The sequence below is a fragment of the Micrococcus sp. 093350064-1 genome, assembly GCF_053627955.1.
The window spans coordinates 177,526-196,160 of sequence record NZ_JBSEYU010000003.1; the positions used below are offsets into that span (position 1 = coordinate 177,526).

15 protein-coding genes are annotated in these 18,635 nt (G+C 75.8%); 3 read left to right on the forward strand and 12 right to left on the reverse strand.

Annotated elements, in window-relative coordinates; genetic code table 11:
• Positions 1 to 27 precede the first annotated feature (27 nt).
• Positions 28 to 690 carry a type II toxin-antitoxin system PemK/MazF family toxin gene (locus ACUW6W_RS04710; RefSeq protein ID WP_036336575.1) on the forward strand — a complete coding sequence of 221 codons (663 nt, stop codon included), beginning with the start codon at positions 28 to 30 and terminating at the stop codon, positions 688 to 690.
• Between the two features lie 195 nt (positions 691 to 885).
• Positions 886 to 1,152: a 30S ribosomal protein S20 gene (rpsT, locus tag ACUW6W_RS04715; RefSeq protein WP_036336578.1), complete on the forward strand. Its 267-nt coding sequence runs from the start codon at positions 886 to 888 to the stop codon at positions 1,150 to 1,152.
• Positions 1,153 to 1,254: 102 nt separating this feature from the next.
• Here the strand turns inward: rpsT and holA are convergent, their stop codons facing one another.
• From holA to ACUW6W_RS04745, 6 genes are all read right to left on the reverse strand, one after another.
• A complete protein-coding gene (holA, locus tag ACUW6W_RS04720; protein ID WP_036336580.1) occupies positions 1,255 to 2,274 on the reverse strand; it encodes a DNA polymerase III subunit delta in 1,020 nt (339 codons plus the stop codon).
• Positions 2,275 to 2,284: 10 nt separating this feature from the next.
• Positions 2,285 to 4,852 carry a ComEC/Rec2 family competence protein gene (locus tag ACUW6W_RS04725; RefSeq protein ID WP_036336627.1) on the reverse strand — a complete coding sequence of 856 codons (2,568 nt, stop codon included), beginning with the start codon at positions 4,850 to 4,852 and terminating at the stop codon, positions 2,285 to 2,287.
• Positions 4,853 to 4,881: 29 nt separating this feature from the next.
• Positions 4,882 to 5,733, reverse strand: coding sequence for a helix-hairpin-helix domain-containing protein (locus ACUW6W_RS04730; RefSeq protein ID WP_454179871.1), 852 nt, complete (start codon positions 5,731 to 5,733; stop codon positions 4,882 to 4,884).
• Between the two features lie 129 nt (positions 5,734 to 5,862).
• Positions 5,863 to 6,837: a DegV family protein gene (locus ACUW6W_RS04735; protein ID WP_036336584.1), complete on the reverse strand. Its 975-nt coding sequence runs from the start codon at positions 6,835 to 6,837 to the stop codon at positions 5,863 to 5,865.
• 46 nt (positions 6,838 to 6,883) lie between these two features.
• The gene (gene leuS, locus ACUW6W_RS04740) at positions 6,884 to 9,391 is read right to left on the reverse strand and encodes a leucine--tRNA ligase (RefSeq protein WP_036336586.1); all 2,508 of its coding nucleotides are present in this window, start codon (positions 9,389 to 9,391) and stop codon (positions 6,884 to 6,886) included.
• A gap of 157 nt (positions 9,392 to 9,548) precedes the next feature.
• Positions 9,549 to 10,874 carry a YkvI family membrane protein gene (locus ACUW6W_RS04745; RefSeq protein ID WP_036336588.1) on the reverse strand — a complete coding sequence of 442 codons (1,326 nt, stop codon included), beginning with the start codon at positions 10,872 to 10,874 and terminating at the stop codon, positions 9,549 to 9,551.
• Between the two features lie 272 nt (positions 10,875 to 11,146).
• Here ACUW6W_RS04745 and ACUW6W_RS04750 point away from each other — a divergent pair, with 272 nt between their 5' ends.
• On the forward strand, positions 11,147 to 12,202 hold the full coding sequence (locus ACUW6W_RS04750) for an alpha/beta fold hydrolase (protein ID WP_036336590.1): 1,056 nt from the start codon (positions 11,147 to 11,149) through the stop codon (positions 12,200 to 12,202).
• A gap of 66 nt (positions 12,203 to 12,268) precedes the next feature.
• Here the strand turns inward: ACUW6W_RS04750 and ACUW6W_RS04755 are convergent, their stop codons facing one another.
• From ACUW6W_RS04755 to mihF, 6 genes are all read right to left on the reverse strand, one after another.
• Positions 12,269 to 14,431, reverse strand: a complete 2,163-nt coding sequence (locus ACUW6W_RS04755) for a primosomal protein N' family DNA-binding protein (RefSeq protein ID WP_309225964.1) — start codon at positions 14,429 to 14,431, stop codon at positions 12,269 to 12,271.
• Positions 14,432 to 14,444: 13 nt separating this feature from the next.
• Positions 14,445 to 15,707 carry a methionine adenosyltransferase gene (metK, locus tag ACUW6W_RS04760; RefSeq protein WP_010078605.1) on the reverse strand — a complete coding sequence of 421 codons (1,263 nt, stop codon included), beginning with the start codon at positions 15,705 to 15,707 and terminating at the stop codon, positions 14,445 to 14,447.
• Positions 15,708 to 15,722: 15 nt separating this feature from the next.
• Positions 15,723 to 17,009 (reverse strand): bifunctional phosphopantothenoylcysteine decarboxylase/phosphopantothenate--cysteine ligase CoaBC, encoded by a 1,287-nt coding sequence (gene coaBC / locus ACUW6W_RS04765; RefSeq protein WP_044659810.1) that lies wholly within the window; start codon positions 17,007 to 17,009, stop codon positions 15,723 to 15,725.
• Between the two features lie 7 nt (positions 17,010 to 17,016).
• Positions 17,017 to 17,457: a DNA-directed RNA polymerase subunit omega gene (rpoZ, locus tag ACUW6W_RS04770; RefSeq protein WP_049159169.1), complete on the reverse strand. Its 441-nt coding sequence runs from the start codon at positions 17,455 to 17,457 to the stop codon at positions 17,017 to 17,019.
• 66 nt (positions 17,458 to 17,523) lie between these two features.
• Entirely contained in the window at positions 17,524 to 18,174 is a 651-nt protein-coding gene (gmk, locus tag ACUW6W_RS04775; RefSeq protein WP_454179872.1) for a guanylate kinase, read from the reverse strand.
• A gap of 71 nt (positions 18,175 to 18,245) precedes the next feature.
• The gene (gene mihF / locus ACUW6W_RS04780) at positions 18,246 to 18,560 is read right to left on the reverse strand and encodes an integration host factor, actinobacterial type (protein WP_036334906.1); all 315 of its coding nucleotides are present in this window, start codon (positions 18,558 to 18,560) and stop codon (positions 18,246 to 18,248) included.
• Positions 18,561 to 18,635: the final 75 nt, after the last annotated feature.

Consider the following 18,635-nt stretch of genomic DNA (forward strand, 5'->3'; position numbering starts at 1 on the left):
GCCCGCGCGTCCACTAGATTCACGCCCATGGCCTTCGACCTGCATCGCGCCCTGTCCCTCGGCCGCCGGACGGCACGCCTGATCGGCGCCCTCCGCGACGACGCCCGGCCGCGCCGGGCCGCCTCCGAGGCCGGTCGACGGGCCGGCGACCGGAGCGGCCCGTCGCCCTTCCCGGGCCCGCCCGGGCCTCCCGGGCCCGCGTGGGACCCCACGGAGCCCACCGACTCGTGGCCGATGCCCGGGCCCGGGCAGGAGCGCCGGCCCCGGCGACAGGACGCCGGCCGCCACGTGTCCCTGCCGGACTTCACCGGCACCGTCCGCGTCGAGTACGCGCCCGTGCCCGGGCCGACGGCCGGGCCGGGCGAGGTCGTGTGGACCTGGGTGCCGTACGAGGAGATGGACGGCCGGGGCAAGGACCGCCCCGTGCTCCTGATCGGCCGGGACGGGGCGCACCTGCTCGGGCTCATGCTGACCAGCCGGGACCGGAACAACGCCCTGGCCCGCGACGAGGACTACGTGGACGTGGGCGCGGGCGCCTGGGACCGGTCCGGCCGCGCCTCGGAGGTGAAGCTGGACCGGGTGGTCCGCGTGGATCCGGCCGCGGTGCGCCGGGAGGGCGGCGTCCTGGACCGGGCGGCCTTCGACCGGGTCACGGCCGCGCTGGCCCGCGCCCGGCGGCGGGGGCGCTGAGTCGGCCGCGCGGATCGCGGGGTCTGGGTGGTAGGATCGTCCGCATTGTGTCCGCCGGTCGACGGGCACCCCCGGAACGGGTCATCATCGGTGTTCCCCACGCCGCTCAGTCCACGGATCCGGGCACCCTCCACGACCCCCTGTTCATGCGGCGCCCGGACCCTCGTCCGCGCCGCCGACGACGAAGGACCCGATTTGGCTAACATCAAGTCCCAGAAGAAGCGCATCCTCACCAACGAGAAGGCGCGCCAGCGCAACGTCGCGGTGAAGTCCGAGCTGAAGACCGCCATCCGCGCCGTGGACAAGGCCGTCGCCGCCGGCGAGCCCGAGGCCGCCGCCGCCGCGCTGCGCACCGCCTCCCGCAAGCTGGACAAGGCCGCCTCGAAGGGCGTCATCCACAAGAACCAGGCCGCGAACCGCAAGTCCGGCATCGCCGCCCGCGTGAAGGCCCTCCTCGGCTGATCCACGCCCCCCGGCTGTGACCGCGGCCCCCGCCCCGAGCGATCGGTGCGGGGGCCGCGTCGTGTCCGGGCTGCCCCCGAGGGATGCCGTCCGGCGGCGCCGTCAGCGGCTGACGGCGGTGGCCACGCGGATGACCGCGCGCTCGACGGCGAACTCCGGGTTGCGGGAGGCGCCCTTGGCCTCGGCATCGGCCTGGGCGATCCACTCCACGGCCTGCGCGATGCCGGCCGCCGTCCAGTGCCGCGCCGCCTGCTGGATGTAGCGCACCTGGAACGGGGCCACCCCGAGCAGGGACGGCAGCTCGGCGGCGGGCCGGCGGGCGTCGATCATCCGCGCCACCTGCCGCGCCTTGAGCGCGAGTGCCGCGGTGATCATCACCGGGTGGACGCCGGTGGCCATCGCGTGCCGCACGAGGGAGACGGCCCTCGCCGCCTGCCCCTCGAGCGCCGCGTCGGCCACCGCGAAGCTCGTGGCCTCCACGCGGCCGCTGTAGTACGTGTCCACGGTCTCGACGCTGACGACGCCCTCGGTGTCGTCGACGAGCTGGGCGCACGCGGCCGCGAGCTCCGTGAGCGAGGCGCCGGTGGCGCGGATGAGCGCGCGGGCCGCCTCCTCGTCGATGCGCCGACGCCGGTCGCGGAACTCGGCCTGCACGAAGGCCAGCCGCTCCTCGTCCTTCTTCAGCGGCACGCATTCGACCACCGTGCCGGCCTTCGCGACGGCATCCAGCAGCCTCTTGCCGCGGGTGCCGCCGGTGTGACGCAGCACGAGCGTGACGTCGTCCGCGCCGGGGCCCTGCTGGACGAGGCGCAGGGCGTCCTCGAGGAACGCATCGTTCATGGCCTCGAGGCCCTCGACCGTGATGAGGGTGGGCTCGGCGAAGAGGGACGGGCTGGCCGCGGTGGCCAGCTGGCCGGGCTGGTACTCCCCCGCGCGGAGCCGGTGGATCTCCAGCTGACCGTGACGCTCGCGCAGAGCCTGGGTCACGCGGTCCGTCACCCAGCGGGCGGCATGGTCCTCGGGCCCCTTGAGGAGCATGAGCGGGGCGGGCTCGGCCCTCCGCCAGGCCAGCGGGTCGGTGCGGCCGGCTCGGCCGGAACGGGGGCTGCGGGCGGCGGACATGCGTCCCATCCTAAGGTCCGGTGCGGACGCTCGAGGGCGGGCGGACGGTGTGGACCGCGATCTCGGGCGCGCCGTCGGGGTCGGGGCCGTCCGCGGCCGTGAGGGCCAGCGTGCCGTGCAGGTCCGTGCGGGCCACCGGCCCGAGGCGGCCGAGCGCGTCCACCGTGGCCCGGTGGGGGTGGCCGTACGGGTTGTCGGCGCCCACGGAGACCACGTGCAGGCGGGCGCCGGCCGCGCGCGGCACGGCCGTCCCACCGTTGCGGGCCCCGTGGTGGGCGACCTTGAGCACGTCCACGCGCGGCGGTGCGGCGGCATCGGACCGGCGCCCCGCGACCCACGCCGCGGAGGCGTCCTCCTCCATGTCGCCGGTGACCAGCGTCGTGACCGGACCGGCCCCGCTCTCGACGGTGACCAGCACCTGGGCGGAGGCGTCGTTCTCCTCGGGGGCCCGCGCGTCGGCGAGCAGCACGTGCCACCGCACCGGCCCGGCCGTGCCCGTCGCGCCGGTGCGGAGCCGTGCCGCGTCGGCGAGCGGGTCGACGCCGTCCGCCTCGCCTCCGCGCCCTTCCCGGCCCTGCGCCGGTGCGTCCCGGGTCGCGTAGTGCACCGCCCCGCGGGAGGCGCGGTCGACCACGCCGGCCAGTCCCCCGGCGTGGTCGGCGTGCAGGTGGGTGAGCAGCACGGCGTCCACCCGGTCTACGTCGAGGTCGTCGAGGCAGCGACGTGCGAGCCCCGGCTCGGGCCCGACGTCGACGACGACCCCCGCGCGCGGGCCGGACCGGAACACGGCCATGTCCCCCTGGCCGACGTCGCAGAACGCCACCGCCCAGTCCGGCGGGGCCGAGCCCGAGGACCGCGGCACGAGGACCGCCCCGACCGCCCCCGTGGTGGCCGCGGCCAGGGCGGCGGCGAGCACGACCAGGGCGGGGAGGCGCTCGCGGGTCCGCGGCGCGCTGCGGCCGACACGCCGGACAGGGGCGGTCCGGCGTCGTTCGAGCAGGAGCACGGCGGCGAACCCGAGGAGCGTCGCGGCCACCAGCAGGACGCCCAGCCCGGCGCCGAGGGCTCCGGCCGGCCACGGACGCAGCGCCCCGGGCAGGGAGGCGCTGGTGTGGGCGACCCACCCGATCCAGGCCGCGGGCCACTGGATCACGGCCACGAGGGCGGCCGCGATCCCCGGCGCGGGCAGGGCGAGGGCCGCGGCGAGGGTGCCCAGGACGGTCACGGGCGGCACGGCCGGGGCGGCCAGCAGATTGGCCGGCACCGCGTAGGCCGACACCTCACCGGTCATGGCCAGGATGATCGGCTGGCAGGCCAGGTGGGCGGCCACGGTCACCGCGAGCGACGCCGAGAGCCACCGCGCTACGACGTCGGGCAGCATCCGGCCGAGCCCGGCGTGCAGCGCACGGTCGAGGGGCGCGCCGGCCAGGACGATGCCCGCGGTCGCGGCCAGGGAGAGGTGGAAGGCCGGTTCCACGGCGAGGGCCGGCACCGCGACGAGCAGGGCCGTGCCGCCCACCGTCAGGAGTCCGAACGCCTGCCGCGCGCGGCCGAAGAACACCGCGAGCGCTCCGAGGGCGCCCATCACGGCCGCCCGGAGCACGGACGGCTCCGGCCCCACGACGACCACGAACACCCCGAGGACCGCCAGCCCGGCGCTGAGGACCACCGCCCGGTGCACCCGCGCGCTGCGCAGGGTGATCGCGACCGCGCCGAGGATCATGGCCACGTTGGCCCCGGACACGGCAGACAGGTGCGACAGGCCCGAGGCCTTCATGGCGTCGTCGAGGGCGGCCCCCTGGGCGGAGCGGTCGCCCAGCACCAGCCCCGGGATGAGTTCCGGCGCAGCGCCGACCGTGCCCTCCGCAGACTGACGGAACGCGGCGCGCAGCGCCTCCCGCCGCGGGGGGCCCGGGTCACCGCCGGTGGCCCCGCCTGCCGTCTGCGTCCCGCCGGGGCAGGGTCCCGGCTGCGGGGCGGACGCGGCGGCCAGGAACACGGTGGAACCGGACCTCGACGGCCGGGCCACGACGCACACCCGCGATCCCGGCCCGCCGTCGGGGGCCCACGTCCCGCCCTCCGGCGCGACGATCGTCGCGGGCGGTGCGCCCCCGCCCGTGAGTCGGGCCGTCACGGCCGCCTCGGGGGCCCGCGGCGGATGACCGAACGTCTCGACCCGCACGGGCACGCTCCAGCGTGGGCCGAAGGTCGCCTCGCTCCGGGTGGCGGGCCCGTCCAGGGTCAGCTCGAGCCGCAGCGGTGAGCCCGCGTGCACCGCGCCGGTCCAGCCGCTGCCGCTGGCCGCGGCGGCGGGCCCGGCCGAGTGCTGCAGCATCAGGGCCGCGGCCACGCCGGCCAGCGCCGTCGCGGTGGCCACGCCCCGTATCCGACCGGTCGAGCGGGCGGCGCCCAGGATGGCGGCCGCGGCGACGGCCAGCCCCGTGAGGGCCGCCGCCGACCGGGCCGGGGCGTCCCAGCCGACGCCGAGGATCCCCAGGGTGAGGCACCCGAGCAGGGCGGGCACCCACCGGGCCTCGAGCGGGCCGGGCACCTCGCGGTGCCGGGCGCGGCGGTCCACGGGATCGTTGGGCGGGCCCGGGGCCGGGTTCACCACGAGACGAGGTCGCGGAGCCGGTCAAGCGTGGCCGGGCCGATGCCGGGCACCGCGTCCAGGTCCTGCAGGCCGGTGAACGGGCCGACCGTCTCGCGGTGGGCGATGATCTTCTCCGCCGTGGCGGGGCCGACGCCGGGCAGGGTCTGCAGGCCTGCGGCGTCGGCGGTGTTCAGGTCCACGGTGCCGCGGGGCTCGGCATCGCCAGGCTCGCCAGTGGCACCGGCCCCGCCCGTGGTCGGCGTGGGCTGAGCCTGCGCGGCCCCGGCCACCCGGTCCAGGGCGTCCTGCGGCGTGTGGGCGGAGGGGACGAGGACCTGTTGGCCGTCGTCCAGCGGGGCCGCGAGGTTGATGCGCTCCGCCCGGGCGTGCCGGGTCGGGCCCCCGGCCGCGCGCACGGCGTCGGCCACCCGGGAGCCCGGCGCGAGGCTGACCACACCCGGCCGGGCGACCTCGCCCACCACGTGCACCCGCAGCGGGGTGGACCCGGCGGACCCGGACGCCTCCCCCGACGGCCCCGCCTCGGGCGTCCGCGCGTCGGTGCCGGCCGCCGTCGAGGCGGCGGAGGGCGCGCCGGTCTGCGGGATGCCTGCACCGGCCGCGGCCGCCGGGACCGCCGCGGGCGGCGCCGGGGTGGTCAGCCAGGCCACCGCCCACCAGGCCGCGGCGGCGACGAGCAGCACGGTGACGGCCAGCAGGGCCGGCCGCCACCGCAGCACTGGGCCCCGGGGCGGGGTGCGCTCCCACCGGGACGCGGCGTGCGGGCCGGCCGTGTCGACGTCGGGGACGGCCGCGGGGTCCGGGGCGAAGGCGGGCGGATCGTCGCAGAGGCGGTGGCTGGGGCTCATGCGGGCAGTCTGCGTCCCCGCGTCTGAGCCGGGCGCGTCCCGTACCCGGCCTGGGGATGACCACCGCGGTCCGGGGCGGTGTGCAGGAACGGACGCGCCCGTCTCCGCTGCGCTCCTGCACGGGCGGCCTCAGTCCCCCGAGCCCCCCGTGGGCGATTCCAGTGGGCAGATCACCACGCCCAGCGCACCCAGGCCCAGGTGCGCGGCGAGCACGGCGGGCAGCTCGACGACGGGCACGGGTGTGGTGGAGATCGGCTGCAGACGCTCCGCGAGCTGCATGGCCGTCTCGGGGTCGCCGTACTCGTGGACGGCGATCCGCACCGGGTCCTCTCCGGCCCTCTCGACCGCGAGCTCCACGAGCCGGTCGACGGCGCGGGCCGCGGACCGCGGGCGGTCGACCAGGCCGATCGCGCCGTCGTCGACGGCCATGACGGGGCGCACCTGCAGCAGGGTGCCCAGCAGCGAGGCGAGCCCGCTGATCCGCCCGCCCCGGCGCAGCTGCTCGAGGCTGGGCACCGTGAACAGCACGTGGCTGGAGTCCACGGTGGCCTCGAGCCGCTCGCGGATGCGGGCCACGGGCATTCCCACCCCCGCGTCCACGGCGGCGTCCACCACGGCCGTGCCCAGAGCGAAGCCCACGGTGCGCGAGTCCACCACGGTCACCGGGCGCTCGGCGTCCGCGGCGGCCAGGCGCGCGGCCTCCACGGTGCCGGAGAGCTCGCCGGACAGGTGGACGGAGAGGATGCGTGCGTAGCCGGCGCGGGCCAGCTCGGCGTAGGCCGTCCGGAACGCGCCCGGCGAGGGCCGCGAGGTGCGGACCGGAGTGCCGGCGGCCAGGGCCAGCGGCAGCTCCAGCGCGAGCTCGTCCGTGCCCTCCGTGTGGATCTGCTCGCCCACCATGACGGGCAGCGCCACCTGGCGGATCCCCGCGGCCAGACCGTGTCCGAGGACGGCGCCGGGCAGGGCCGCGGCCGAGTCCGTGACGACGGCCGTGCGGTCCCGGCGGGGCGGGCGCAGCCCGTAGCGTGCCCGCCCGGCCAGCTGGGAGCGGCGGGAGCGCAGGCGGACGAGCGCGTCGTCGCGCCACTGCTCGATGCTCGCCACGGCCTGCCTCCTCTCCCCCGGCTCGGTCGGGGCCGGTCTCACGCGGTCAGCGGATCACCAGGTTCACGAGCTTGGGCTCCCGCACGATCACCTTGACGATCTCAGCGTCCCCGATGAAGTTCCGCACCTTCTGCGACGCGCGGGCGCGCGCCTCGAGGTCCTCGGCGGTGATGTCCGCGGGCACCTCGAGGGTGTCGCGGACCTTGCCCTTGACCTGGACGACGGCCGTGACGGTGTCCTCGACCAGCAGCGCCTCGTCCACCGCGGGCCAGCCGGCGCGGACCACGGAGGGCTCGTGGCCGAGCAGCACCCACATGTCCTCGGCCGTGTACGGCGCCACGAGGGAGAGCAGCACGGCCACGGCCTCGGCGGCCTCGCGGACGGCTGGGTCGGCCGCGCCGGCACCCGCGTCGATCTCCTTGCGGGCCGCGTTGACCAGCTCCATCGTCTTGGCGACGACCACGTTGAACTTGCCGTCGTCCAGCAGCTGCTGGGCCTCGTGCACGGTCCGGTGGGTCACCCGGCGCAGGGCCACGGCCCCGTCCGCCGGGTCCGTGCCGGCCGGGGTGCCCGTCGCGCGGACGTCGCGGGCCAGGCGCCACGCGCGGGCCAGGAACTTGCCGGCGGCCCCCGGGGCGACGTCGGCCCAGTCCACGTCGTCCTCGGGCGGCGAGGCGAACACCATGGTCAGGCGCACGGCGTCGACGCCGAACTGGTCCAGCTGGTCGCCCAGGTCCACGCCGTTGCCCAGCGACTTGGACATGGCCTTGCCGTCGTTGAGCACCTGGCCCTGGTTGAGCAGGGCGCGGAACGGCTCGGTGAAGGGCACCAGGCCGAGGTCGTGCAGGGCCTTGGTGAAGAAGCGGGCGTACAGCAGGTGCAGGATCGCGTGCTCCACGCCGCCCACGTACTGGTCCACGGGCAGCCAGCGGCGCAGGGCCTCGGGGTCGAAGACGCGGGCGTCGTCGTTCGGGGACGCGTAGCGGAGCATGTACCAGGACGAGTCCACGAACGTGTCCATGGTGTCGGTGTCCCGTCGCGCGGGGCCGCCGCACTGCGGGCAGTCCACCTCGACCCACGACGTCGCCGCGGCCAGGGGCGACTGGCCCTTGGGGGCGAGCTGCTCGCCCTTGAGGTCGGTCGGCAGGGTGACCGGCAGCTGGTCCTCCGGCACGAGCACCTCGCCGCAGTCCGGGCAGTGGACCACGGGGATCGGGGTGCCCCAGAAGCGCTGACGGGAGAGCAGCCAGTCGCGCAGCCGGTACGTGGTGGTGCCCCGGCCGGTGCCGCGCTCCTGCACGATCTCGATGGCCCGCGCGATGGCCGCGGTCTTGTCCAGGCCGTCGAGCTCCCCGGAGTTCACCAGGATGCCCTCGCCGGTCGTCGCGACGCCGGAGACGGCCGGGTCCTCCTCGCCGGTGTCCAGCACGGCGCGCACGGGCAGCCCCATGGCGCGGGCGAAGTCGAGGTCGCGCTGGTCGTGGGCCGGCACGGCCATGATGGCGCCCGTGCCGTAGTCGGCCAGCACGTAGTCCGAGGCCCAGATCGGCAGGCGCTCACCGGTCAGCGGGTTCACGGCGTGGCGGCCCAGGAACACGCCGCTCTTCGGGCGGTCCGTGGCCTGGCGGTCGATGTCCGAGACCTTCTTCAGGTCCTCCCGGTACGCCTCGAGTTCGGCCCGCACGTCGTCGCCGGCGAGCTCGGCGGCCAGCGGCGCGTCGGCGGCGACCACCATGAAGGTCGCGCCGTGCAGCGTGTCCGGCCGGGTGGTGAAGACCGTGACGACGGGGCCGTCCTCGACCTGGAAGTCGACGTGGGCGCCCTCGGAGCGGCCGATCCAGTTGCGCTGCATGGCGAGCACGCGCTCGGGCCAGTGGCCGGTGAGCTGGTCCATGTCGTCCAGCAGCGCGTCCGCGTACTCGGTGATGCGGAAGTACCACTGGTTCAGGGTCCGCTTGGTGACCTCGGTTCCGCAGCGCTCGCAGCGGCCGTCCACGACCTGCTCGTTGGCGAGCACCGTCTGGTCCTGGGGGCACCAGTTGACCGGGGAGTCCTTCCGGTACGCCAGGCCCTTGCGGTACAGCTGCTGGAACAGCCACTGGGTCCACCGGTAGTACTCGGGGTCCGAGGTGTGCAGCTCACGGGACCAGTCCACGGCGATGCCGTACCGCTGGAAGGAGCGCTTCTGCGTCTCGATGTTCGCGTAGGTCCACTCGGCCGGGTGGGCGTCGCGCTTGATGGCGGCGTTCTCGGCCGGCAGGCCGAAGGAGTCCCAGCCGATGGGGTGCAGCACGTCGAAGCCGCGCTGCATCCAGTGGCGCGCGACGACGTCGCCCATCGCGAACGCCTCGGCGTGCCCCATGTGCAGGTCGCCCGACGGGTACGGGAACATGTCGACCACGGTGCGGGTCTCGGAGCCGTCCTCGCGCGGGGCGAACGTCCCGGCCTGCTCCCAGTACCCGGCCCAGCGGGCCTCCACGTCACGGAACGAGTACTCCGCGTCGGCGGGGATGCTGGGGGTGGCCGGCACGGCGCTGTCGGGGGTCTGGCTCACGGCGGTTCGAGTCCTCACGCAGTCGGGATGGGGCGCCGGCCCTCGGGCGGCGCGGACGGGGCCGGCGGCACGGCCGGCCACCCCATCCTACGGCGACGGCGCCCCGGCCCGGCCGCAGGGCCGCTCCGAGACGCCGTGCCCGGCCGGGCACGCGGTTTCAGGCGGAGTGGCTGCCGCCTGCCGGACGCTCGGGCCCGGCGTCGGGACCGGGGCGCGCCCCTCCGGAGGTGAGCGCGTCGTCCTCCTCGAGCACCTGGGCGACCTCGTCCTCGAGGGCCTCCGTCACCGCGTCCGGGGCCGCCACGGAGTCCCCGACCGCCTCCTGCAGCTGCACTGCGTGCTGGGCCGTGAAGGTCTTCTCCGGATGCTCACGCAGGCGGAGCAGCGCGAGCAGGCGCAGACGCAGCCCCGACTCGGCGGAGATCTGCCGGCGGTGGGTGAGCCACCAGACGAGGAGCACGAGCGCGAGCACGATCCCCAGGTGGCCCAGCGCCGGGTAGACGACGTTCATCAGGTCGCCGAAGCCGACGAAGCTCACCGCGAAGGCCAGCAGCGTGACGCCGGCGAACACGGGCCGGTAGCGGCCCGGGCGGTCGGCCGTGAGGCGGCGTCCCAGCGCGTAGAACATGCCGATCGCGGTGTTGAAGATCATCAGGTAGATCACCACGACCATCGCCCAGCCCAGCCAGGGCGCGATCGAGGCGAACAGCCGCAGCATGGGGACGTCGGCGCGGCCGATCTCGGCGTAGCCGAGGTAGAGCAGCGTGGAGGCCATCAGGAGCAGGGCGGTGTACATCAGGCCACCGGTGAGGCCGCCGAGGAACGCCTCCCGGGGGTGGGTGATGGACCCGCCGATCACGAGGCACATGGACACGGCCATCACGACGACGAGGCCGAAGTAGTTGACCGAGGACAGCCACCACGGGTCCACCGGCGTGGTGGCCTGGACGGCGAGGGACTCGTGGGCGGTGAAGCCGCCGTCGCGGGTGACCAGGACGTGGACGAACCCGGCCACGACCGCGACGACCACCAGGGGCGTGATCAGGGAGATGATCGCGGAGACCTTCTCCACGTCCAGCATGCCCGTCACGAGCACGAGCAGGGTCATCAGGGTGGAGCCCGCCCACGTCGGCCAGCCGAACTGCTGGGCGAGCGTCGAGCCCGCCCCGGCGAGCATGACGACGCCGATCGCGAAGAGCGTCACCGTCACCACGACGTCCAGGATCCGGGCCATCACGGGGTGCGAGACGCTGCGGAAGACGACCTTGTGGTCGGCCGCGAGGAACACGCTGCCCAGCTGGAGGATGACGGCGCCGCCGGCGGTGACGAGCAGGCCGGCCAGTCCCGCGCCCACGACGCCGATCCAGCCGAAGCCCACGAAGTACTGGATGACTTCGGCGCCGGTGGCGAAGCCGGCGCCGACGAGCAGGCCGACGAAGGCGAGGGCGATCTTCAGGGATCTGAGCGCGACGGGGTGCTGCACGCATGGGCCTTTCGTGGGGGACGGGGTGCGCCCGTGCGGGCCCCGGGACCGAGGACGGGCCGGAGTACGGTAGGCACGCGCGCGCCATCGTGGCCAGGACCAGGCGTCGCCGGGTTCCGGGCAGCGTGGCCTCAGGCCCACCCCAAGGCCGCCCTCCCGCTGGCACGCCGCGGTCGCGATCAGGCCGAGCATCTCGGCGGACCCCGTCCCCGCGTCCAGCGGAGACGAGGCGCCACGGCGTCGGCGGTCGAAGGCCTGGCTAGGGTGGGGACGTGCCTGTCCCGACGCCGTCCGCCGCCCCGGGCCCGCCCGTCCGCCTGCGCGATCTGCTGCGCCCGCCCGCGGCGCCCGCCGATCCCCGCGTGCTCACGGGCCACCCGGCCCGGACGCCCCGCCGGCACACCCTGGCCGTCCCGGACCCCGTCAGCGGGATCCGGTCGTCCGTGGCCGTGTGGGAGTACACCCCCGTTCCGGTGGCCGCGCCGGGATCGCCCGGCGCACCCGAGGGGGACGCGGCCGCTGCCCCGCTCGTGTTCGTGCACGGCTTCCGCGGGGACCACCACGGCCTCGCCCTGCTGGCCGACGCGCTCCCGGAGCATCCGATCCACTCGATCGAGCTGCCCGGCTTCGGGGCTTCGGAGCCCTTCCCCCACGCCGAGCACACCGTGGCCCATCACGCGGACGCGGTGGCCACCGTCGTCGCCGCCCTGGGTCTGCGGGCGACCCCCGTGCTGGTCGCGCACTCCTACGGGACGACGGTGGCGGCCGAGCTGGTCGCGCGGGACCCGTCCCGGTGGGGACGGCTGGTCCTGCTCAACCCCATCGCCGAACCCGCGCTGGAGGCGTCGGCGTCCGTGTCGAGTCGGGTGCTGGCGGCCGTCGCCGAGGGGTACTACGAGGTCGCCGCCCGCCTGCCCGAGCGCCCGGCGCGGCTGCTGCTGGGCGCGCCGCCGGTCGTGTGGGTGACCACGCTCGCCATGACCCGCACCAGGGACAGGGATGTCCTCGCGTACACCCATGACCAGCACCGGCGCCACTTCTCGGACTTCGCCTCCGCACGCATGCTCTCCGAGGCGTACCGCGCCTCGAGCACGGGCTCCGTGGCCGACGTCGCCGCCCGCCTCAGCCTGCCGGTGCTGCTGGTCGCGGGGCGGGAGGATCCGCTGGGCTCGGTGCCGGCACAGGAGGCGCTCGCCGCGGCGATCGACGACGCGGGCGGCACGGCGGAGCTGCACGTCCTCGACGGCGTCGGGCATCTGCTGCACTACGAGCGGCCGGCCGCCTGTGCGGCGTTGATCCGCGACTGGCTCCGCCGCGCCGGCCGCTGACGCCGTCATCGCCCCGGCGTCGCCGCGCTCCGGCCCCTCGGGCTGCGGGTCGGTCCGGCCGCCCCCTCAGAGCACCCCGGCCGGGTCGAGCCGCACCCGCACCGGGGCGGTCTCCCGCCGAGCGCTCGCTGCGGACCGGGCGGCGCGCAGGGCGCCGACGGTGGCCTCGGCCGCCGCGTAGGGGAAGATCAGCAGGGCGCGGGAGCGGGTCTCGTCGGCGGGGTCCGGCACCGGCCCAATCCAGGGCAGCCGCGCCGGGCCGCCATCGAGCGGGGCCGAGTGCGGATCCTCGTGGACGTCCTCGTCCGGCCGTTCCCGGCGGGCGGCCTCCACGAGCTCGAGGTACTCCGCGACGGCGGCGGCCTCCCCCGTGACCTCTGCGAGGCGGCCGGCGGGAGGCAGGTGCAGCTCGCGCCGCTCGGCGACCTGGCGCGCGGCGAAGCCGTCGGGGTCCCGTCGGACGAGCGCGTTCACCGCCTCCCCCGCGTCCGCGGTGACCACCACGACGCCCCCGTCGGAGGCGGGGCGGACCAGGCAGGCGGCCGCGAGCCAGCGGGCGAGCACGCGGCCCGGCACGTCGAGGCCCTCGCGCTGGAGCTGGCTGTCCCCGTCGAGCAGCAGGGCGGCCGCGTAGCCGTCGGGCGTCGCCGGCTCGGCCCCCACGGTCGCCACCACCAGGGAGGGCCCGGGCGGCACCGAGCCGAGCATGTGCTGCGCCGAGGAGGCGTGCACGGGCACGCGCGGGAACGCCCGGCCCAGCTCCTCGGCCGTGCGGTCCACGCCGCGGGCGCCGGCCCGCAGCGTCGTGCCGCCGCACTCGGTGCACCGGAAGCCGCGCTCCCGGGTGCCGCACCACCGGCAGGCCACCTCCCCGTGCCGGGCGGCCCGCGCGTCGCGGAAGCCCAGCGGCCCCGCGCAGACGCGGCAGCGGGCGGGCGTGCGGCACCGTTCGCACACGAGGGCTGGGATGAAGCCGGCCCGGGCCACCTGCACGAGCACCGGGCCCGGCCGTGGCCCGAGCAGCGCGGCGCGGGCGGCGGCCCAGGCGGCCTGCGGCAGCCGCGCCCGCTGCGCGAACGGGTCGCGCGCCGTCTCCCAGGCGTCGGCGGTGGAGACGACCCGTGGCCCGAGCTCGCGCTGGGTCGCGCGGGAGGGGCCCAGGTGCAGCAGCCAGCCCGACTCGACGAGCCGTTGCACCGGGACGGACCGGGAGGGCCCGGCGAAGAGCAGCGCCGCGCCGGTCGCGCGGGCCCGCTCCAACACGACCTCTCGGGCGTGGAAGTAGGGCGCGCGGGGTTCTGCCCACGCGTCGTCGCCGTCGTCCCAGAGCACCACCAGCCTCAGGTCGCGCACGGGCGACCACACGGCGGCCCGGGTGCCGGCCACGATGCGCCGGGTGCCGCGCAGCGCGGCCAGGTGGGCGCGGTACCGGGGCGTGTTGCCGTCCTCGGAGCCGATCCGCGCGTAGGCGTCCTCCCCCACGTGCTCGTCGAGGGCGGCGCAGAGCCGGTCGAGGTCGCGGTGGTCGGGCACCAGCAGCAGGACGCCGCCGTCCGAGGCGGCCACCGTGCGCGCCAGAGCGGCCAGCGCGCCCGCCTCGTCCCATTCGAACAGGCGCGAGGGCACGACGGCGGCCGCCCGCGCGGCGTCCCCGGCCAGCACGGCGGACACGAACGCGGTGCCCCCCTCGAGGGACTCCCACACCGTGGGCACGAGGCCCTCCTCCGCCGCGGGAGGCTCCGGGCGCTCGGCGTCCGTGCCGGTCAGCGTCACAGGGTGGTCCGCGGCGGTTTCCGCGTCCTCCGCCAGGGCGGCCTTCTCGACCTGCGCAACGCGCGGGGGCACCGCGGCCCGCAGCACGTCCGTGACGACGCCGGCCTGGCGGCGGGCCACCGCGCGAGCCGTCGCCAGGACCTCCTCCGTCAGCGGCGGGATGGCGGTGAGCACGCCGGTGAGCTCGGTGAGCTGGGCGCCGGTGGCCGGCTCCTGCTCCCGCGAGACGAGCCAGCCCGTCATGGCCCGTCCGCCGAAGCGGACGGACACGCGGGAGCCGGGGACCGCCCGGTCGTCCAGGGCCACGGGCACGAGATAGTCGAACTCGCGGTCCAGGTGCGGCACGGGCGAGTCCAGCAGGACGCGGGCGATCGGCCGCTCCGGCCACCCCTCGGCCCGCTCCGGCAGTCGGGGCGCGTCCTCCGGCTCCGGGAGGGCGAACAGCGTGTCCGTGATGCCCGCCTCCGGATCAGAGGCCGGCGGCAGCGCGCAGCTGCTCGACGCGGTCCGTGCGCTCCCACGTGAAGTCGGCGTCGTCCCGGCCGAAGTGGCCGTTCGCGGCGGTCCGTCGGTAGATGGGCCGCAGGAGGTTCAGCTCCTTCACGATGGCGGCCGGACGCAGGTCGAACACCGCGTTCACGGCCTCGATGATCTTCTCCTCCGGCACCGTGGCCGTCCCGAAGGTGTCCACGTACAGGCCCACGGGCCGGGCCGAGCCGATCGCGTAGGCCACCTGGAACTCGGCGCGCGAGGCGAGGCCGGCGGCCACCACGTTCTTCGCGACCCAGCGGAGCATGTAGGCGGCGGAGCGGTCCACCTTGGACGGGTCCTTGCCGGAGAAGGCGCCGCCGCCGTGCCGGGCCATGCCACCGTAGGTGTCCACGATGATCTTGCGACCGGTGAGGCCGGCGTCGCCCACGGGGCCGCCGATGACGAACTTGCCGCCCGGGTTGATGATGATCCGCATGCCGGAGGTGTCGAGGCCGGAGCGCTCGATGACGGGCCGGATCACGTGCTCCTCCACGTCCGCCCGCAGCTGCTCCTGCGTGACCCACTCGTGATGCTGCGTGGAGACCACCACGGCCTCGACCGTGGTGGGCACGTGGCCGGGCGCGTAGCCGATGGTGACCTGCGTCTTGCCGTCCGGCAGCAGGTACGGCATGGGCGTGTTCTCCGCCCGGCGCACCGCGGTGAGCCGCTCGGAGAGCCGGTGCGCGAGGTAGATGGGCATGGGCATGTACGCCGGGGTCTCGTCCGTGGCGTAGCCGAACATGATGCCCTGGTCCCCCGCGCCCTGCTCGTCCACCTCGTCCGCCGAGCCGTACTCGCGGGCCTCGAGGGACCGGGAGACGCCGGCGAAGATGTCCGAGGACTGCTGGCCGATGGAGATGTTCACGCCGCACTGGGCGCCGTCGAAGCCGTTGGCCGAGGAGTCGTAGCCGATGTCCAGAATGGTCTCGCGCACGATCTTGGGGATCTCCACGTACGCCGAGGTGTTCACCTCGCCGGCCACCTGCACCAGGCCGGTGGTGGTCAGGGTCTCCACGGCCACCTTCGCCGACGGGTCGGCGGCGAGGATCGCGTCCAGGATGGCGTCGGAGATCTGGTCGCAGATCTTGTCGGGGTGGCCCGCCGTGACGGACTCGGAGGTGAAGAGGCGGAGCTCTCCGCCGCCCACCCCCGAATACGGGTCGGCGTGGCGGGCGGGGCTCAGCGAGGCGGCATCGGTCATGCCGCACAGTCTAGGTCAGCGGCCCGACGCGCCGGCGGGGTCGCGACCGGCGAGGTCATCCACGATCGCCTGCACGACGGCGGCCGCCGCCTGGTCCTTGGAGCCCACGGTCTCCACGGCGGGGCGGCCGTCGGCGAACAGGATGGTCACGGCGGTCTCGTCCCGGCCGAACACCTTGTCCGTGCCGACCTCGTTGACCACGAGCATCTCGCAGCCCTTGCGCGCCAGTTTGGCCCGGCCGTACTCGAGCACGGAGGACGTCGCGTCGCCGGTCTCCGCGGCGAAGCCGACGATGAGCGGGGCCATGGGCCCGCCCTCGGAGCGGGTCCGCACGGCCGTGGCGAGCACGTCCGGGGTGCGCTCGAGCACGATGACGGGCGCGCCGCCGTCGTCGCCCTTCTTCATCTTGGCGTCGGAGACCTCGGCCGGTCGGAAGTCCGCGACGGCCGCCGCCATCACGAGGACGTCGGCGTCGGCGGCCTCCGCCAGCACGGCCTCGAGCAGGTCCTGCGTGGACTCCACGGGCACGACGCGCTCGACGCCCTCGGGCGTCGGGACGGACATGGACCCGGCGACGAACCGCACGGTGGCGCCGGCCTCGAGGGCGGCGCGCGCCAGGGCGGCCCCCTGCTTGCCGGAGGAGCGGTTCCCCAGGTAGCGGACCGGGTCCAGCGCCTCGCGGGTGCCCCCGGCCGTGATCACCACGGTGCGACCGGCCAGCGGGCCGGGTGTCGGCTCGGCGTCGGACCCGGAGGCCCGGGGACGGCGCGGGGCGCCCGCGGCCGCGGCGGCCTGCGCACGCTCCCAGATCTCGGCGGGCTCGGGCAGCCGCCCGGCGCCGGAGTCGGCCCCGGTGAGCCGGCCCACGGCGGGGTCCACGACCGTGACGCCGCGCTCGCGCAGGAGGGCGACGTTGGCGACCGTGGCGGGGTGGTGCCACATCTCGGTGTGCATGGCGGGGGCCAGGACGACGGGGCACGTGGCGGTGAGCAGCACGTTGCCCAGCAGGTCGGGCGCCATCCCCGCAGCGGTGCGCGCGAGCAGGTCGGCCGTGGCCGGCGCGACCACCACGAGGTCCGCACGCCGACCGAGCCGGACGTGGTTCACCTCGTCGACCGCCTCGAACGTGTCCGTGCGGACCGGGCGACCCGAGAGGGCCTCCCACGTCGCCGCGCCCACGAACTCGAGGGCGTTGGCGGTGGGCACCACGGTCACGCCGTGGCCGGCCTCGGTCATCAGGCGCAGCAGCAGCGCCGCCTTGTAGGCCGCGATGCCGCCGCCGACCCCGAGGACGATCTCCATGACGGGCTCAGGCCTCCGGGGCGTCCTCGGAGGTGCCCTCCTCGGCGCGCACCGTCTCGGCGGCCTCCTCGATGGCGGCGGGATCGCCCATCGGCTGGTGGGCGTCGGACGACTCGAGGGTGGCGAACGGGTCGTCCTCGCCCGGCAGGGAGAAGTCGCCGAAGTCCTCGGCGGCCAGCTCGGCCTCCGGGGTGGCCTCGACGGCCTCGTGGGACTCGAGCAGGTCGGTCTCGATCTCGCGCAGGGCGATGGACAGCGGCTTCTCGTTCAGCTGGGTGTCCACGAGCGGGCCGACGTACTCGAACAGCCCCTCGTGCAGCTGGGAGTAGTAGGCGTTGATCTGCCGGGCCCGCTTGGCGGCGAAGAGCACCAGGGCGTACTTCGAGTCGACCCGCTCCAGCAGGGAGTCGATGGGCGGGTTGACGATGCCTTCGTACTGTTCGGTCACGGGGTCTCCAAAGTCTTCATCTCACTGTCACGTCGGCGCCGGGTGCGGCGTCGGTGCGGCCGGTCCTCAGGCCTCGGTCGGACGGCACTCGGGGTCCAGCCCCATGAGTCTCACCAGTTCCTCGGCGGCCCGCTCCACGCGGTCGTTCACGACGACGGCGTCGAACTCGGGTTCCGCGGCGAGTTCCAGTCTAGCCGTTTCGAGCCGGCGGCGCTGTTCCTCCGGGCTCTCGGTGCCGCGGCCGAGCAGTCGGGACACGAGTTCCTCCCAGCTCGGGGGCGCCAGGAACACGAAGGTGGCCTCCGGCAGGGCACGGCGGACCTGGCGCGCGCCCTGCAGGTCGATCTCCAGCAGGACGTGGCGCCCCTGCGCCACGGCCTCCATCACACGGTCGCGCCGCGTGCCGTAGCGGTGGACGCCGTGGACGACGGCCCATTCCAGCATCTCGTCCGCCTCGACGAGGGAGTCGAACTCCTCCGGCGCGGTGAAGTAGTAGTGCACCCCGTCCTCCTCGCCCGGGCGCGCCGGGCGGGTGGTGGCGGAGACGGACAGCCAGGCCTCGGGGTAGTGCTCGCGGACATAGGCCGAGACGGTGCCCTTGCCGACGGCGGTGGGGCCGGCCAGGACGGTGACGCCCGGGCCCGGGGGGCGTTCCTGGACGGCGGTGCGGGCCACCGGGACGGCGGGGGCGGGTCCGGGGTCGAACGTGTCGGTCACGCATCCTCCTGGTGGGACGGGCCTCGCAGGCCCTTCACCCGGGCCGGCGCCGACCCGCCGGGGTGTGGGGGTCACCGGCCAATATAGGCGATCAACGCCTCGCGCTGACGACGCCCCAGGCCGCCCAGCCGACGCCGCGGCGAGATGCCGCACCCCGCCATCGTCTCCCGGGCCCGGACCTCGCCCACGCCTGGCAGGGCCAGCAGCAGGTCCACGGCCCGCAGGCGGGCGACGGCGTCCTCGGCGTCCGCGCGCGCGAACACGTCGGCCAGGCCGACCTCACCGGCGGCGAAGGCCGCCTTGAGCTCCGCCCTCGCCTGGCGGGCCTGGAGGGCCTTCCTCCGGGCCTCCGCCCGCTCCTGCTCACTGAGCTGCCGCAACGCCATGGTCTGACCTCGATGCCTCGTGTTCCTCACCGGCTCCGTCGAGACCCGTCCACGGTCAAGGACAACGAGCACAGC